This window comes from Bacillus sp. FSL K6-2431 (assembly GCF_038005165.1).
Classification (GTDB): domain Bacteria; phylum Bacillota; class Bacilli; order Bacillales; family Bacillaceae; genus Bacillus; species Bacillus pumilus.
On sequence record NZ_JBBOSQ010000001.1, the window covers coordinates 1119080 to 1136557 of the forward strand.

14 protein-coding genes are annotated in these 17478 nt (G+C 42.8%); 1 reads left to right on the forward strand and 13 read right to left on the reverse strand.

Going from position 1 to position 17478, the window contains the following annotated elements; genetic code table 11:
- Window positions 1–138: 138 nt before the first annotated feature.
- From glpD to MHH40_RS05775, 11 genes are all read right to left on the reverse strand, one after another.
- Window positions 139–1800, reverse strand: a complete 1662-nt coding sequence (glpD, locus tag MHH40_RS05725) for a glycerol-3-phosphate dehydrogenase (RefSeq protein ID WP_113386892.1) — start codon at window positions 1798–1800, stop codon at window positions 139–141.
- 139 nt (window positions 1801–1939) lie between these two features.
- Entirely contained in the window at window positions 1940–3436 is a 1497-nt protein-coding gene (gene glpK / locus MHH40_RS05730) for a glycerol kinase GlpK (protein WP_003212099.1), read from the reverse strand.
- 15 nt (window positions 3437–3451) lie between these two features.
- Window positions 3452–4267, reverse strand: a complete 816-nt coding sequence (locus tag MHH40_RS05735) for an MIP/aquaporin family protein (RefSeq protein ID WP_003211784.1) — start codon at window positions 4265–4267, stop codon at window positions 3452–3454.
- 213 nt (window positions 4268–4480) lie between these two features.
- Window positions 4481–5038 (reverse strand): glycerol-3-phosphate responsive antiterminator, encoded by a 558-nt coding sequence (locus tag MHH40_RS05740; protein ID WP_050945430.1) that lies wholly within the window; start codon window positions 5036–5038, stop codon window positions 4481–4483.
- A gap of 183 nt (window positions 5039–5221) precedes the next feature.
- Window positions 5222–6562: an aspartate aminotransferase family protein gene (locus MHH40_RS05745; RefSeq protein WP_050945431.1), complete on the reverse strand. Its 1341-nt coding sequence runs from the start codon at window positions 6560–6562 to the stop codon at window positions 5222–5224.
- A gap of 256 nt (window positions 6563–6818) precedes the next feature.
- Window positions 6819–8411: a PucR family transcriptional regulator gene (locus MHH40_RS05750; RefSeq protein WP_050945432.1), complete on the reverse strand. Its 1593-nt coding sequence runs from the start codon at window positions 8409–8411 to the stop codon at window positions 6819–6821.
- Window positions 8412–8443: 32 nt separating this feature from the next.
- Complete coding sequence (locus MHH40_RS05755; RefSeq protein WP_003212117.1) at window positions 8444–9361, reverse strand: AEC family transporter; 918 nt, start codon at window positions 9359–9361, stop codon at window positions 8444–8446.
- 87 nt (window positions 9362–9448) lie between these two features.
- Window positions 9449–9865 (reverse strand): VOC family protein, encoded by a 417-nt coding sequence (locus MHH40_RS05760; RefSeq protein WP_050945474.1) that lies wholly within the window; start codon window positions 9863–9865, stop codon window positions 9449–9451.
- A 125-nt stretch (window positions 9866–9990) separates the two neighbouring features.
- Complete coding sequence (locus tag MHH40_RS05765; RefSeq protein WP_050945433.1) at window positions 9991–11529, reverse strand: carbon-nitrogen hydrolase family protein; 1539 nt, start codon at window positions 11527–11529, stop codon at window positions 9991–9993.
- A 15-nt stretch (window positions 11530–11544) separates the two neighbouring features.
- Window positions 11545–12210, reverse strand: coding sequence for an HAD family hydrolase (locus MHH40_RS05770; RefSeq protein WP_050945434.1), 666 nt, complete (start codon window positions 12208–12210; stop codon window positions 11545–11547).
- A gap of 310 nt (window positions 12211–12520) precedes the next feature.
- Complete coding sequence (locus MHH40_RS05775; protein WP_003212251.1) at window positions 12521–12871, reverse strand: DUF5365 family protein; 351 nt, start codon at window positions 12869–12871, stop codon at window positions 12521–12523.
- Between the two features lie 108 nt (window positions 12872–12979).
- On the opposite strand from MHH40_RS05775, the gene MHH40_RS05780 reads away from it, so the two are divergent.
- Complete coding sequence (locus tag MHH40_RS05780; RefSeq protein WP_050945435.1) at window positions 12980–13888, forward strand: RluA family pseudouridine synthase; 909 nt, start codon at window positions 12980–12982, stop codon at window positions 13886–13888.
- 37 nt (window positions 13889–13925) lie between these two features.
- Here MHH40_RS05780 and MHH40_RS05785 read toward each other — a convergent pair whose 3' ends face one another.
- Together MHH40_RS05785 and MHH40_RS05790 are read right to left on the reverse strand one after the other, a co-directional pair.
- Complete coding sequence (locus MHH40_RS05785) at window positions 13926–14492, reverse strand: class D sortase (protein ID WP_050945436.1); 567 nt, start codon at window positions 14490–14492, stop codon at window positions 13926–13928.
- Window positions 14493–14540: 48 nt separating this feature from the next.
- Window positions 14541–17444, reverse strand: coding sequence for a 5'-nucleotidase C-terminal domain-containing protein (locus MHH40_RS05790; protein WP_050945437.1), 2904 nt, complete (start codon window positions 17442–17444; stop codon window positions 14541–14543).
- Window positions 17445–17478: the final 34 nt, after the last annotated feature.

Consider the following 17478-nt stretch of genomic DNA (forward strand, 5'->3'; position numbering starts at 1 on the left):
TCCTCCCAGCTCTTATCATCAATAAAATAACCTCTACTGCTATTTTATATGGAATCATCCTTTATGTCATGCTATATCATTGGGAGATGAAGAAAATGCTGAACAAATAAAAAAGCCGATGCATAATCGGCTTTTCTTTTATTCAGCATCAAGCGGTACAACTGCTTCATGGAATAGTTGATCTAATTCTGTTTGATGCTTCTGTTTTACTGCTTCATCCCAGCCAAAACGCTCTGCCATATAATCAGCGACAGGCTGTGCATATTTTTTTGCCCAGTTGATATTAAATAGTAGGCTTCCTGTTCTTCTTAAGAAGAAATCGACAGGAGTAACAGCTAATTCTTCTTCGATTGCATAGACAAGCTCTGCGAGTACATACGCTGGAATGTTTCGTTTGTCTGCTTCACCTTGAAGCTGCTCTACACGCTTGAAGAGACTGCTGACGTTTGAGCCATATTTTTCGGCAAGTTTTTGAGCAATCGGTTCTGTTAAACCAACAGATGCACCTTCTGCTGTTTTCGCTTGGACAAAGGAAGCCATATTTTTAGATCCGCCTACATGACCGCCTGAAATTGGCATGTGCTTTGTTTTACATGGTCCAAAGTCTTTGCCTGTTTCTTCTTTTAGTCCATCACGTACAAGATTCACAATATGCTCAGCCATTTTGCGGTAGCCTGTTAATTTACCGCCAGCAATGGTGATTAAGCCTGAAGATGATGTCCATACTTCATCCTTACGAGAAATTTCTGAAGGGTCTTTGCCCTCTTCATGAATGAGTGGACGAAGACCAGCCCAGTTAGATTCAACATCTTTTTCTGTAATATTGAGATCAGGGAACATGTATTGAATCGCATTGATGACATAATCACGATCTGCTTTTGTCATACGCGGATGTTCCAGCTGCTTTTTGTACACTGTATCTGTTGTACCAACGTACGTTTTGCCTTCTCTTGGAATCGCAAAGACCATCCGTTTATCAGGTGTGTCAAAGTAGATCGCTTGTTTTAATGGGAAGACTGATTGGTCGAATACTAAGTGAATACCTTTTGTATGCTGTAAGTGCTTCCCTTCTTTTGAGTGATCCTTGTCTCTTAGTTGATCGACCCACGGACCTGTCGCATTGACGATTTTCTTCGCATATACATCGTATGTTTTCTGCGTCATGACATCTTCAATGACAACACCGACAACTTTGCCTTTATCATAAATAAATTCTTTTACTTTCGCATAGTTGACCGCTTCTGCTCCGAATTTCACAGCCTCTTTCATAACTTCGATTGTGAGGCGTGCATCGTCCGTACGGTATTCAACATAGTAGCCGCCGCCTTTTAAGCCGTCCTTTTTCACAAGCGGTTCTTTTGCAAGTGTTTCCTTCGCGCTCAGCATGCTTCTGCGTTCGCTATGCTTGACGCCAGCTAAAAAGTCATACACTCTAAGCCCAATGGATGTTGAAAACTTACCGAATGTCCCGCCTTTATGCATCGGAAGAAGCATCCATTCTGGTGTTGTTACATGAGGACCGTTTTCGTATACAATGGCACGCTCTTTACCGACCTCTGCGACCATTTTTACTTCAAATTGTTTTAAATAACGAAGTCCACCGTGCACTAGTTTCGTTGAGCGGCTAGATGTACCTGCTGCGAAATCCTGCATTTCTGCAAGACCGACGCGCATTCCGCGTGAAGCCGCATCAAGTGCTGTACCCGCGCCTGTAATACCCCCACCAATGATAAACACATCATATGGTTTTTTTGTCATTTCCTGCAGCATTTGTTCTCTTTCTAAGCTAGAAAAAGTCATCTCTTGTTCCTCCCATGTTGTACGGTAAAGAAAAAGAGACCGCAAACACCCAAAGCGTATTTCTACACTTCGGTGCCTGCGGTCTCTCCAGTTCTCCAACCGTTCTATTAACTTAATTGAAGTATATCATACTTTTGGTTTATTTGAAAGCTTGAGCTGCTTTTACAGCCTTTTTCCACCCGCTATATAACGAGTCACGGCTGCCTTCCTCCATCTTAGGTTCAAAGCGCTTGTCAAGGTTCCACTGTTTTGCAATGTCTGAACGGTCGTTCCAGAAGCCAACTGCTATTCCTGCAAGATAGGCCGCACCGAGTGCCGTCGTTTCATTAATTTCTGGACGCTCTACAGGCACATCCAGTAAATCACTTTGGAAGCCCATTAAGAAATCATTCTTTACAGCTCCGCCATCCACACGCAATGTTTTTAATGAAATATTTGAATCCTTTTCCATCGCATCTAACACATCTTTCGTTTGATAAGCAAGTGATTCTAACGTTGCACGGACAAAGTGCTCTTTAGAAGTACCACGTGTTAACCCGAATACAGCGCCTCTGACATCACTATCCCAGTATGGTGTGCCTAGACCAACGAATGCCGGAACGACGTATACGCCATCTGTTGACTCAACGCGCTCTGCATAAGCTTCGCTGTCTTTCGAGTCTTTAAACATTCTGAGTCCATCACGCAGCCATTGAATCGCTGAGCCAGCAACGAAAATACTTCCTTCTAAAGCATATTCAACTTTGCCGTCAATGCCCCATGCAATCGTCGTTAATAAACCATGATCCGACTTAATGGCTTTTTCCCCTGTATTCATCAACATGAAACATCCTGTACCATATGTGTTCTTCGCCATTCCTTCTTCAAAGCAAGCCTGACCGAATAAAGCAGCCTGCTGATCTCCCGCCGCTCCTGCAATCGGAATATTTCTGCCGAAGAAGTGATAGTCAGTTGTTTCACCATAAATGTGTGAAGATGGTTTCACCTCTGGAAGCATAGAAGCCGGTACGCCAAGGATATCAAGTAATTCTTCATCCCATTTCAGATCGTAAATGTTGAACATTAATGTTCTTGACGCATTGGAGTAATCTGTGACGTGTGATTTACCGCCTGTCATCTTCCAAATAAGCCAAGTATCGATTGTGCCAAACAGTAAGTCGCCATTTTCTGCTTTCTCACGGGCACCTTCAACATTGTCTAAGATCCATTTTACCTTTGTACCTGAGAAATAAGCATCAATAAGAAGACCTGTTTTATTTCTAAACGTTTCATTGTGTCCTTGTTCTTTTAACTCTTCACAAATGCCAGATGTTTGTCTTGACTGCCAAACAATTGCATTGTAAATAGGTGCGCCTGTATGTTTATCCCAAACAACCGCTGTCTCACGTTGGTTCGTAATTCCGATACCAGCGATTTGGTCTGCTTCAATTCCTGATTCAATTAAAGCAGTTGAAATGACCGATAGAACAGAGCTCCAAATTTCATTTGCATTGTGTTCTACCCAGCCTGGGTTCGGAAAATATTGATTAAATTCCTTCTGAGTTGTATGTGCAATTTTGCCTTCTTGATCAAATAAGATCGCTCTTGTGCTTGTTGTCCCTTGATCTAGTGCAAGAATATATTTTTCTTTTGTCATGATGTTTTCCTCCCCTTACATACTTTCATTTACAGCATTTGTTTGGTTTTTCGTAGTGATATAGAGTCCTAACAATACCACAACTAAAATAACGCTTACAATCCAAAAGGCTGGAGTGACGTTCGCTTTAAAGGCTGCATTGTAGAAAACACCGCCAAATGCGCCGCCTAAAATTGGACCAACGACTGGCACCCAAGCATACTTCCAGTTCGATGGGCCTTTCCCTGGAATCGGCAAGATCGCATGTGCGATTCTCGGACCTAAATCACGTGCAGGGTTAATTGCATAACCAGTTGTTCCACCTAAAGAAAGACCAATTGCAACAATTAAGAAACCAACAATCAGCGGATTGACTCCGTCTGCAAATTTATTTGCACCAATCGCTAAAATTCCTAGAACCAATACAAATGTACCGATGACTTCACTAAGTACGTTTGCAAAAGTATGCGGAATCGCAGGACCAGTTGAGAATACGCCTAGCTTTGCACCTGGATCATCTGTTGCTTTCCAGTGCGGTAAGTAATGTAAAAAGACAATAGTAGCCCCTATTAATGCGCCAAGCATTTGACCAACAATATACATTGGAACATCAGCCCAAGGAAAACTTCCTTCTAGCGCAAGCCCAATTGTGAGTGCAGGGTTTAAATGAGCTCCACTAATTCCACCAGTTGCATATGCTGCAATGGCTACTGCAAATCCCCACCCGAAAGCGATTACAATCCAGCCGGATTGATATGCGAGTGATTTCTTTAAATTAACTGCCGCACATACACCGCCTCCAAAAATAATGAGCAGCATTGTACCTACGACTTCTCCCCAAAATGGTGTCATGAAAAATTCCTCCTCTGGTTCAGTTGCCATCCCCTATGAATGTGTAGAAAAGATAAAGAAAAAGATCCACAACAAACATACTTTACATCAGGGTCATTTGTCACCTAGTAAAGCGTTGTTGTGGATCTCCGTTTCTCCATCACATGATATTAACTTAGTGCTATAGTATCAGAGGATGAAAACGTTGTCAATAAATATTCACATTTTATCTTTTCACTTTTGGAACGCTTTCCAAAGGGTGGTATTTGAGGTCGTCACTGCTGTAGCCCCTGCTTCAAGCGCTTTTTCTACATCTTCTTTTGTACGGATAAATCCGCCTGCAAAAATCGGGATCCCAGTTCGCTCGCGCACTTCTGTAATTAAATCTGGCACGACGCCCGGCAATACTTCAATAAAATCTGGACGATGTTTCCCGACGAACTCCATGCTTTTTTCCATGGCACTCGTATCAAGTAAAAACATTCGCTGAATGGCATATACCTTTTTTTGCTTGGCTTTTACTATGACAGAAGACCTAGTAGAAATAATTCCTGCTGGCTTCATTTCCTGACAAATAAATTCCGTTCCATACTCATCATGTTTAATCCCGTGAATGAGATCGACATGGACAAACATTTTTTTGTGATGAGCATTTGCCTCATTCATGATGCCCTTAAGCCGGCCTAAGTGAACATCAAGTAAAACACCATATGTAAATGGACTTTTTAAAAATTCCTCAAATTGCTTCATATTGCGTACAGCAGGTAAAATGGGTTGATCATGAAAACTCATAAGCCGTCTCCTTCAAAAGTGTATTGAATCAGTCTTCTCCTAACAGTAATTGAAACTCTTCTATTTTTCAATACACCTAGTGTGCCCAATACCGATTTCATCTCACATCATCTTCATAGAACTAGCTCAAAATGATGGAAAGCAAACTTTTATTCCATAAAAAAAGCAGAGGAAGTCTCTCTGCTATAGCTGTGCCATGCTTTCTTTTAAGGTATTGATGATAAATGAGGCGTCATCATCTGTTATATTAAGCGGCGGTGCAAGCTGGGCAACGTTATTATAGCCGGCCACTGTATCCCCATTTTTCCCGATGATTAGTCCGCGTTTTTTACATTCAGCAATCAATTGACCGACGACATGTGGCTCAGCTGGTTTTTTGGATTGTTGATCCTGAACAAGCTCAATGCCAAACAGCAAGCCTTTTCCTCTGACATCTCCGACAAATGGGTGTTCTTTTAACTCTTGCAAACGTTCAAGCATATCCCGGCCGATCGCATCGGACCGTTCCACCAGTTGCTCGTTTTCCATAATCTCTAGGTTGGCAAGTGCCACCGCACAGGAAGCAGGGTGCCCGCCAAATGTATTCACATGACGCAGCCTGTCATACGTATCTTCTCCTGCATAGGCTTCATAGATTTCTCGTTTCACGCACGTTGCAGAAAGCGGTAAATAACCGCTTGTGATCCCTTTTGCCATGGTGATAATATCCGGCTTTACTTCCTCATGCATAAAACCAAACCGCTTCCCTGTCCGGCCAAATCCGCAGATGACCTCATCTACAATGAGAAGCGCTCCATGGGCTTCACAGATGTCTTTGACCTTCTTCAAATACCCTTTTGGCGGCATTAGGATACCTCCGCCCGTAATGATCGGCTCCATAATGACCCCAGCTATCGTCTCACTTAGTTCCCACGTCATGGCCTGATCTATTGCCATAGCACTTGCCAGATTCTCTTGATCCTCAGGATGACGATACACATCAGGCGGCGCGACATGAATAAAGCCCTGACCTAATGGTTCATATTTATATTTACGCTGCGCTTGACCGGTTGCGGCAAGAGCCGCTGCTGTATTGCCGTGATACGACCGGTACCGGGAGATAAACTTTGTCCTAGTACTTTCTCCTTTTTGCGTATGATATTGTTTGGCCATTTTAAATGCAGCTTCATTGGCTTCAGAGCCGCTGTTAGAAAAGAAGATGACATAGTCCCCGCCAAGCCACTCATTTAGCTTTTCAGCCAGCTGAATCGCCGGCACGTGGCTTTGTGTAAGCGGATAGTAAGGCATTGTCTTTAATTGCTTATACGCCGCTTCTGCAAGCTCTTTCCGGCCATATCCGGCATTTACACACCAAAGGCCTGACATCCCGTCTAAATAACGATTTCCATGAATATCTGTCACCCATGCGCCTTCTGCCTCGTGAATGACCATACTTTCATTTTCCTTGTTTGTTCCTTTCATATGATGCCAGATCAACTGATCATCTTTTGCCTGAAGATTTTGAGCCTGCTCATGTATTTTCATCTTCCCGCCCCCATGTATCCGTTTTCATCATTAAAGAAGCTTAGACCAATTCAGCAGCACATTGCCTCTCCATTCATTATATGGATGAAACGTGAGGCATATGAAACTGGAACCAGGCCGCCCGTAATAGAGAACCAATCCGTTACTTTCATTATAAAAAAGGGGTCAGGCCGATTACATTAGACAGATCGTCAACTGATTGAGCACCAGCATAAGACACTTTTCTTGATGCCTTGGCAAAATGGAGCACACTCTGCTAACGTCGATTTCCTTGCAGGAATTCATAGGCAAGAATCGCAAATTCAAGCGCCTGCCGTTTCGGCGCCTGCATCATATCCTCACCGAGCAAGGCATGCAGTTTATCCAGTCTATGATAGAGGGTTTGCCTAACAATATAGAGCTGGCTTGCGGTTTCTTTTTTAGAACCGTTTGTCTGTAAAAAGATATTTAGCGTTTGATAGAGTCTCCCGCTATTTTGATTATCGTATACAATCACGGGCTCTAAATACTCTTTCACCATACATTCAAGCAGACCGCTTTCCTTCATCATAGGCATAAGACGGAGCATATGTAGATCTTGGTAAAATGGACTTTCCACCCGCTGAGGCATCACTTTTTTTAAATGCAGCACTTCTTTGGCTGCTTGAAAGCTTTTTCTCATGTGCTGAAACTTTTCACAATATTGCCCGATACCAAAATTGATCTCGGCCCCTCGGGGCTGCTCCCGGTCATACAATTGTTTGATGTCGTTTGCAGCCTTTTCTGCACGCTCTTTCCAGTCCTCTTTCTTTCTCGTGTTTAATAAAATAAACAAGGTTTGTTCTTGATGCTCATATGCAATCAGATGGAAACCAGCACGCTGAAAAATGGAGCGGCAAGAGACAAGAAAGTAAAGATTCCCTGTGATTTTTTCAATTTGATGATGTTTTTGAAACAGCAAGACTACGCAGCCAGTTGGCTTTTTCACCCCTTCTGTTTCTTCTAGGTGCTCTATGATCTCTTGTTCTGTATGCTCTTCTTGAAACCATTTTTGCAGCCATTCATTTTCTTTTGTCTTCTTCAGCTCTTCTGTATAAAGCTCTCTTAATGTTTGCTGGGCTAGAGCATTCGCTCCTTTATCCATTACAAGTAGTTCGAATTCAGAGAGCGTGTCCGCTTGATGAATGAGCACAAGATCTGCAAATGTTTGTTTGAGCGCAAGCACTTGTTTTTGTGTCACTTCGTATCCTTTTGGCACGGAAGCAAACTGCAAATAATTCATGACCAGTTCTTCGGTTTGTTTGGAAGAATCACATAAAATAATCGGCTCGCCCTGAACAGGGAGGAGTAAAAGTATCCCCCTTACGTGCTGATACACTTGATCCAAAATATCCATTTGCGGATGCGGGGTCAGCAAAAGCTCATTTAGCTTTGATGACAGTGCTTCTAAATCAGCCATCATTTGATACTGACGCTCGATCATCATCGTATGAAGATGCTGCGTGATGTTGACGAACTTCACTTCTTTTGTAAACAGAATAAGCGGAAAATCTCTTTCTTCTGCATAGGTCAGTAATTCTTCCGGCACTTCGAATCTTAGCGGAACAAATTCAATACACAAGCCGGCCGCCCCTGAATCAATCAGCTGTCGTAAAAACGCTTGAAACACATCCAGTTGGTCATGGAAGCCTGCGGCTGTTGTTAATATAAGCTCGCCTCCATTTAATAAATCCTCTACATCAGGCACTTCTAACACATGTATCCATTTGACCTGCCGAAACAATCCTTTTTCCCCTGCTAACACTTTTGCATGCGCAAAATGCTTCGTTTTCAACACGTCACTCACTTGGAAATGAACATCTACATTCATTCATATGTCCCCCTTTGTATGCCGCCTATCCCCTATCCCAGAGGGTGCATGGATAAAATCCATAATAAAACTGGTAATGTCACGATACTTAAGATTGTACTGAGAAATGTCGTGCTTGAGACAAACTCAGGCTTCGTTCGAAATTGTACAGCCATCAGCGTGGTATTTGCTGCTGTCGGCATGGCTGCCACTAAGATCATAATTTGTTTCACCATATCATCTACCGGTAAAATAAGCGTAAAGCCAAATGCAATGAGTGGGGAGATAAACAGCTTCAGCAATACAGCATAAGAAATATTGCGATAATCCACTTGCTTAAAAGAAATCACAGCAAGCTGCATACCTAAAATAAGCATAATCGTCGGAATGGCAGCATTCCCCACAAGCTGAATACCCGTCATCAGCTCTTTAGGTAATGAAAGGTCAATCAGCTGAAATAATAGACCGATGAGCGCCCCATAAGCAACTGGCATACGCAGCACTTTTTTCAAGACGACCTTTCCATCTCCCGCATCCTCTCCGCCCTTTGCTGCATAATACATGCCGATTGTACTCATGACAAGCTGCTGCAGCACCATCAACACGATCGCAATGTCCAAACCTGCTGCTCCGAAGACAAGAAGCACAACAGGCGTGCCATAGTTTCCATTGTTCATAAAGGCTGACGACAGAATCATGGCGCAATACGTTTCATTCGAATACCCATAAATACGAGATAAAATAAAGACACATAAAATAAGTGCAAGACAAAGTCCGACAACAAAAATGGATAAATACACATAGTCCATCGACACTTTGTTTTGATAAAAGGTTTCAAACGCAAGAAATGGTGACATTAAATATAAAGACATTGATGAGAGCGTATGTATGTCAAAACCAATCGCCTTCTGCCCGATATACCCGATCAGGAATATGCCGAACACTGGCAGTAAGACAAGTAAAAACTCCATGCTGCACCTACTTTTCTTTAGTTGAATTCCAGATTTCTTCTGCTCCTCATTATCATACCATTGATAAACAATAAAAAAGAAGCACCCTTATGAAAGGCCGCTTCTCTCCTCATCCATATAAAACACTTCCCACAAATGACCATCAAGATCCTGAAAGCTCCATCCATACATGAACTCATGATCCTGCTTTTCCTTAAACGGTGAACCGCCTGCTGCCATTGCCTGCTCGACAAGCTCATCGACCTCTTCTCGTGAATGAACACGCATAGAGATGATCACCTCTGATGCTTTTTTTGCATCCACTAATTGTTTCTCTGAAATGGACTGAAAATGCCTGAGTGACAACAGCATGACGGTGATCGTGTCATCAATGACCAAACAGGCCGCCTGATCATTCGTGAACTGCTGCTCAAATTCAAAGCCCAGCTGCTCAAAAAAAGCGATAGATTCCTTCACATGATTTACCGGCAAATTGATATACAGATGTTTAGATTGTCGCCCCATGTTCCTCTCCTTTTTGAACACATAATCTCCTTTCAGTATATTCAGCTTTTTCTTCAGCATCCCTTTGGCAATTGAAAAAAATATGTTATCAAAAAGAAGCGCCTCAACCATAGGCGCTTCCTTCATTATTTCTTATATTCAATATGGTACACGTCTCTTCTTCGGTCTTTCAGCTGACGTACGGTCCCATCTTGCCTTTGTCTTCTTAAAATTTCTAAATCGACATCACCTACGACAACCATCTCAATGTTTGGATTACACTCTCCTACAATCCCATCTCTTGCAAATTCAAAGTCTGATGGGGCAAATATAGCCGATTGTGCATATTGAACATCCATATTTTCGGTTTGTGGAAGGTTGCCAACTGTTCCAGAGATGACGGTATAAATCTGGTTTTCAACCGCTCTCGCCTGTGCACAGTAACGTACTCTTAAATAGCCTTGGCGGTCTTCTGTACAGAACGGAGTGAAAATAATTTTCGCTCCTTTGTCAGCTGCAATCCGTGCAAGCTCAGGAAATTCAATATCGTAGCAAATTTGGATCGCAATTTTGCCGCAATCCGTATCAAATACCCGGACCTGGTCACCAGCTGAAATCCCCCACCATTTTCTTTCATTCGGCGTGATGTGAAGCTTATATTGCTTTTCAATCGTTCCATCACGTCTAAATAAATAGGCGATATTGTAGATTTTCCCTTCTTCTTCTACAAAGTGGGAACCGCCGATGATATTAATGTTATATTTCACAGAAAGGTCTGTGAACAAATTAATGTAGTCCTCGGTATATTCCGTGATCCGCTGCACGGCAAGACTAGGTGACCGCTCTTCTAAATAAGACATGAGCTGCGTCGTGAAAATTTCTGGGAATACCGCAAAGTCAGCTGATGCATCTGATGCAACATCCACATAATACTCGACCTGATTCATAAATTCTTCAAAGGAGTGAATTTGTTTCATCGCATATTGAATCACACAAATTCGAACAGGGAACGCCGATTTAAAATATCTTTTCGATTGCGGGCGATAATCGACATTGTTCCATTCCATTAACGTCGCATATGTGCTGGATGCTTTATCATCAGGCAAGTAATTGGGATTGATCCGCATGAGACTAAATTCATTTAACAGCTGAAAAGATAAAACGGGATCATAGATTTGGTGAAGCATCACCTGCTCCACATACTGGCGAGGCGTCATTTCCTCTTGGAATTTATGATAGTTCGGAATGCGCCCGCCAATGATGATGCTTTTTAAATTTAATCTTCTTGCCAAGTCTTTTCTTGCTTCATACAAGCGATGTCCAATTTTCATTCGTCGGTATTCAGGACTCACCATGACTTCGATTCCGTACATATTCATCCCATCCGGATTGTGGTTTGTGATGTACCCATCATCTGTAATGTCCTGCCACGTGTGGCGATCATCGTATTCATCAAAGTTAATTAATAAACTTGAACAAGAGCCAATGATTTCTCCCTCGAATTCAGCACAAAACTGCCCTTCTGGGAAATGCTCAAGGTGGCTTTCAAGATGCTCTCGTTTCCAAGGATCCATGCCTGGAAAGCATACCTCTTGCAAGGCAATGATCCGGTCAATATCCTCTTCCCGGATATTACGGATCTCCATTCTTTTTTCAAACCGCGTTAAGTCTAGTTTTTCTGCCATGATGTATTTGCCCCCTTACTGATCCTCTTTTTCAAGCTGATGGAATAGCTGGAGCAATTCGATTTCAGCCATGGATTCTAATCTGACATCATATTCTTCAAATTGCAGCGTGCTCGTCACTTTGTTTGGGACGATGACACATTTCATACCTGCCCGTTTGGCAGCTACTGATCCATTTACAGAATCCTCAAATGCCACACAATCTTTTGGCTCTACCCCTAAGCAGTGTGCGGTTTGCAAATAGAGCTCTGGATTTGGTTTGACTTCTTCCACATCATCTGACGTGCGGATACATTCAAAATAGTCGAAAAGACCAATCTGCTTCAGGTGATCAGACACCCATTTATAGTCTGAGCTGGAAGCAAGTCCAATCTTGATCCCCAGCTCCTTTGCTGCTTCTAAATAAGCTTCTACACCAGGTCTTGCTGATTCGTCCTTCATTCTTTTTTGAAAACGAGAACGCCGATCTGCTGTGAGTGTCTCATGATCCAGTGTCTTTCCTAGCTGCTTTTCCAAATATTCAAATGGCTTAAAGCCTGCCTGCGTCCCAATGACCTTGCCCCATACGGAAAGAGGCAGATCTGACTCATGCTCCGCAAACATTTCTTGTAAAACCTCATATTCATGTGTTTCTGTATCTAAAATTAATCCGTCAAAATCAAATATAATCGCCTTTACCAACGAGGCCACTCCTTTTTTTTACAAAAGTCTTAAAGATATACTCAATGCTATCATATCGTGAATAAAATTGACTTTCAAAGATGAATGTCTGCTAAAATGATTATGTATAAAAGGAGCCTGCACCGTTTTGTCAGGCTCCTACCCATGTTCGGTTCATTCTGCAAGAGATCCAAGCGCTCCGATTCGTGGAGAAATAGGCGATGTTGAAAAAGAGCGGGTTTGGTATTACAGATCTTAAAGGTTTCTCCGTTCCCTTAAAAATAGTATGTGCGAGGGCCCTGTAAGTTAACAAGGAAGTTCACACCATCTTTTACGCATTTTGAAGGTGACGGCTGGCAAAATCGTCGAGATCAAACGGAAAAGAAAAGCCGCAGGCGTTGACCTGCTCACGGTTTCGCTCGAATAGCTCACGATCTCGTTTGGTGAGATGACGTTTCGGTTTTACAATAATGGTATGTAATAGCTGAAGTCCCGATAAAATACGAAAAGCATCATCCATCGTCCCGTTATATACACCATCAATAAAGGTAAGGGAGCGATCTTTTTGACGCATATCCCGCTGCTGTCCATTGACAGCATGAGAAAGAAGATCTTCAACATCCTTTGATATTTCTTCAATTGCCTGCTCTTGCAGGTCTGTAGCAGCTTTCATTAATCTCACGTGACATCTACCTCTCTGTCGTTATTCTTTATTCAGAATAGCACAGAAAAAAAGGCGTTCGCCAAGGTAAGTGTTTCCTATATATACCCATAGAGAGGAACGGATATCATGATCATAAAAGGACACACGCTCTCACTCAAAGTAGACGAGCAGTATCATCACACTTCACTCAGTCATTTTTTAAAGACAGCCGTCTCTGCATCAAAACCGATTATTCACTTTTGGATGGAGCATCAAAAAGTTCGTTTAAATCAAAAGCCTGCCCATCACGCAGCTAAAGTCAGTCAAGGCGATCAGATCATCATTGATTTATTTGAAACAGAAGAAAGTGATGTGACACCGGAATATGGTGAATTAGAGGTACTCTTTGAAGACGAGCATTTATTAATTGTGCAAAAACCTGCCGGCCGGCCAACTCATCCGAATGAACAAGGACAAACAGGCACACTGGCAAATCTTGTGGCATTCCATTTTCAAGCAAATGGTGAAGAAAAGCGGGTAAGACATATCCACAGACTTGATCAAGACACGAGCGGCACCGTCATTTTTGCAAAGCATAGATTAGCCCATGCGGCTCTTGATCAAATGCTTTCTAAAAAAACAATCAAACGCACATACATCGCCATCGCAGAGGGACTTTTCAAAAAAAAGAAAGGCACCATCGATGCAGCGATCGGCCGTGACAAACACCATGCAGTCAGACGAAGAATCTCCCCTAATGGGCTAAAAGCTGTGACTCATTTTCAGATCATGGACATGAATAAACGTCTGCAACTGACAGCCGTTAAACTTCAATTAGAAACGGGTAGAACGCATCAAATTCGTGTCCACCTGAGCAGTCTCGGGCATCCACTAGCTGGGGATACATTATATGACGGAGTTCGTGATTACATCAATAGGTGTGCTCTTCACGCCAAGCAAGTAGACATGAAACATCCTTTTACAGGAGAGCATCTGATCATCGAAGCACCTCTACCACCTGATATGGACCAGCTCATGAGTCAATTCATCCATTAACAAAAGAGCCTGCGTATGAAAAGCAGGCTCTTTTTCTTTATTCAGACACTCTTTTTGCATAAATAATATACCGCTCTGGCGCATTGCCGACGAAATGAAAAGGATAGCATGTGGTTAACACCAGCTCTTCCTTTTCATTCTGCAACGTAATGATGGATGTATCATGCTGATTAACAATTTTCGTATGTGTGATTTCATATATAAATTCACCATACGGCACAGTGATTTTCAGTTGATCTCCAATATCCAGTTCGCCTGTCCGGCGAAACACCGTGTCACGATGGCCAGAAAGGACGATTTGTCCATTTTGATCCGGATAATAACTGCCTTTGTAGTGTCCTACTCCCTTTGCAAGGTCATCCGCATCCGTCCCTTCGACAATGGGAAGGTCTGCTTTTAATTTTGGAATCGTCAGGATGCCAGAGGCTCTCCCCATTTCAGGAGCAAACTGCTTCTTGGACATCCCTTGATCGTCCGCCACGACCTTCTTCGCTTCGTCTAATGATTGGGCTGTTTGAAGATGAGTCGATGCGATTTGCCATATCCCCCAGCCGAGCAGCACAATCCCGGCTGTCATCACAGTCAGTGCAAGCCACTTTTTCATGCTTAAACTCCTTTGCCTGTTACATTTCTCTTAGATGATACGCTCTCTTTAGCTTGCTGCTTTTTCCTCTTGTTTTGCTTTTTGAATTCGTCCCTCTTTTTGATACACAATGGAAGCTCCTTCAAAGCTTTTCACAAAATCGACAGTGGCTTCTAAGTCTTCTGGGCCTGTTTCAGGGTTTTGCCCAAGCCTGCCTATTGGTGCATATTTACTGCCAGTTGCTGTTGCCATGAAGTTATTCACAGTGAGTGTATACGCTTGATCGAGAGCTATTGCTGAACCGTCTGGCAGCTTCAAGTCGACTACTTTATATGTTACAGGATCATAGGAATATGAAAAGCCTGAAATGCTATAATCTGGTCCAAATTGTGGAGAAATTTGTGCTTCTATGATCTCTACTAAGTCTTTTCCCTTGATCTCTAGTTTGACTAAAACGTTGCCAAATGGCTGAATATTAAAGAGATCTCCCCACGTTATCGGCCCTTTTTCAAGGTTTTGTCTAATGCCGCCTCCATTCATCATGGCAAAGTCACTTTTCATTGAATATCTCATACCATCCGCAATCAAATTACCGAGCGGCGTGTCTCCATCATTTGAATAGCCGCCTTCCATTTTGACCCCGGCTTCTCCAACAACCTCACTAATAATCGGCTCCACTTCTTTTCCGTAATGAGCCAAGATGTCTGCTGCTTCCTTGTCCTTTTCTATACCAGCTTGATCTACATACTGGATATTCGCACTCTTTTTGACGATATCCTTCGTTTTACGGTCAAGTGTCACATTGACTTCGCCAATCGCCTTTCCATATTCAAAGGCTTGCACAATTAATTTTCCATTGACCTCTCCATTGACCACTTCATGATTATGCCCTGCAAAGATGACGTCAATTTCATCATCACCTTCTTTTGCAAGCTTTGCACTCTCTCCGGTGATCGTATCCCCATTTTGAGAGGCTGTCATATGAGCTAAAACCGCTATGGCTTTAACTCCTTTTTGTTTTAGTTCCTTCGTGGCTTCATTCACAGCTTTGACTTCATCTGTAAACTGAATGTCTTTAATCCCTTCTGGCATGACCATTCCTGCGGCTGACTTGGTCACAACGCCGATAAATGCGACTGGGATTCCTTCGACATCGATGATTTCATAAGCCGGTAAAAGCGGTTTGCCAGTATCCTTGTATTCACAGTTCGCACAAACGAGCGGAAAGTTCTGTCCGTCATACCCCTTTGTGCCTTTAGGATGATCTCCGCCATTCAAGATACGCAATAGCTCGTCTACCCCTTCATCGAATTCATGGTTGCCGACCGTGCCGACATCAAAGCCAATGTTCTCCATGAGTTCAACGGTTGGTTCATCTTGCAGAAGAGAAGATATTGGAGAGCTCCCGCCAATCATATCTCCAGCATGGACCGTGATCGTATTTTTGTGCGCTGCTTGTTTTTGCTTCATATAGGCCGCGACATAATCCATCCGCCCGTACATGCCTTTATTGCCATCATCTTTTACATCCAGTTCGTATTCTTGATCAATTTTACCGTGTAAATCATTCAAACTTAAAATCGTTAATGGTACGTCGTCCGCATCCTTTGCCGGCTGATAACCAGCCTGTTCTGCTTCTTCTTTGGAAGCAAAAAAGACCCGTTTATCCACATCGATTTCTTTCCATTTGTCAGGGGACACGTAGGTTTTGACAGATGAATCACCAACATAGCGTGTCAGTCCTTTTTTCTGTTCACGTGCTCTAAATTCAAATGGCTGTTCCAGCAGAGGGTCCGCTTCGTTCCATATGCCCAGTCCTTTTTCCTTTGCTTCTTTTACTGCTTTTTGAAACGTATGATAGTCCTTTTCATCTCCAACTGGCCAGATGAAATAAGTAGGGGCATATCCTTTTTTCACAAGCTCTAGATTTGTATTTAACCCTTTTTTGGTTTTCACTTGAGCTAAAAGACGTCCATAGTTATCTTTCGCTTCAGGACCAATCTTTAATGTGACTTGGTCACCGCTTGAAAGTAGTGTTTTTAAATAGTCAGTCGCTTGCTGTCCAAAACGCAATTGGTTTTTGTCTAATTCGCTTTTTGGCTGATGATACGTTTCCGGCGTGTCCATATTCACAAAACGCACCTTTGTTGTACCTAGAACGGGCTTCTTTAGATGAATCGTATCTCCATCCACCACACGGTCAACCGTTGCTTTGTATTCTTTCTTCATCTTTGGCGGCTTTGGCTGGCGTTTCAGCAGGTTGATATCATCCTTATGTCTTGGAAGCACCTGCAACGTATCATATCTGCTTAACACCCCTGTAAACTCGTACCATTTTCCTGTCTTTACTTTATCAATCGCATTCGTATCGACCATCACTCTCAGAGTGGTGCTGTGATACTTTTTATCGATGATCACCACATTGTATCCACCGCCAGCCGGCTGCGCTGGTTTTGCCTCTACATAGCCTTTGACCTTTACTAGTCTTCCTTCATGTTTACCTGCTTGTTCCGTTTCTAGCTGCTTCACAGACACTCGCTTCGCCTTTGGCAAGGTTTGGTTCACAGCATCTATCTTCAGACTGCCTTGATCTGGCACAATTTCAATCAGTCCTTTATAAGACGTGATTTTACCAGTCACTGTCACCTTCATCCCTGCTTTTAGTTCCGGGAAGTGATTGGGCTGAGCTGAATAAACATTGATTCCAGCTGATTTGTCTTGAATGTATGTGGACAGTTTCCCATTGCCTACAGCTGATTGATCTGCTGTCACAATTCCGCTCACTGTCACGGTCTCTCCTATGAGCTGACGGGCTTTTTTGATCTGCACAATCTTTTTTTGTTTCCACACCATTTCTTTCTTTTCAGATGCATTGACCTCGCTCCCTGCGGACATGCCAGGCAATAAGGATTGCAAACTAAAGATCACCAAAACCAAGCAACAAATCATTCGAATAAACAGCATTCGTTTCATTAGACCTCTCCCCTTTGTGCTTCATCTCTCATAG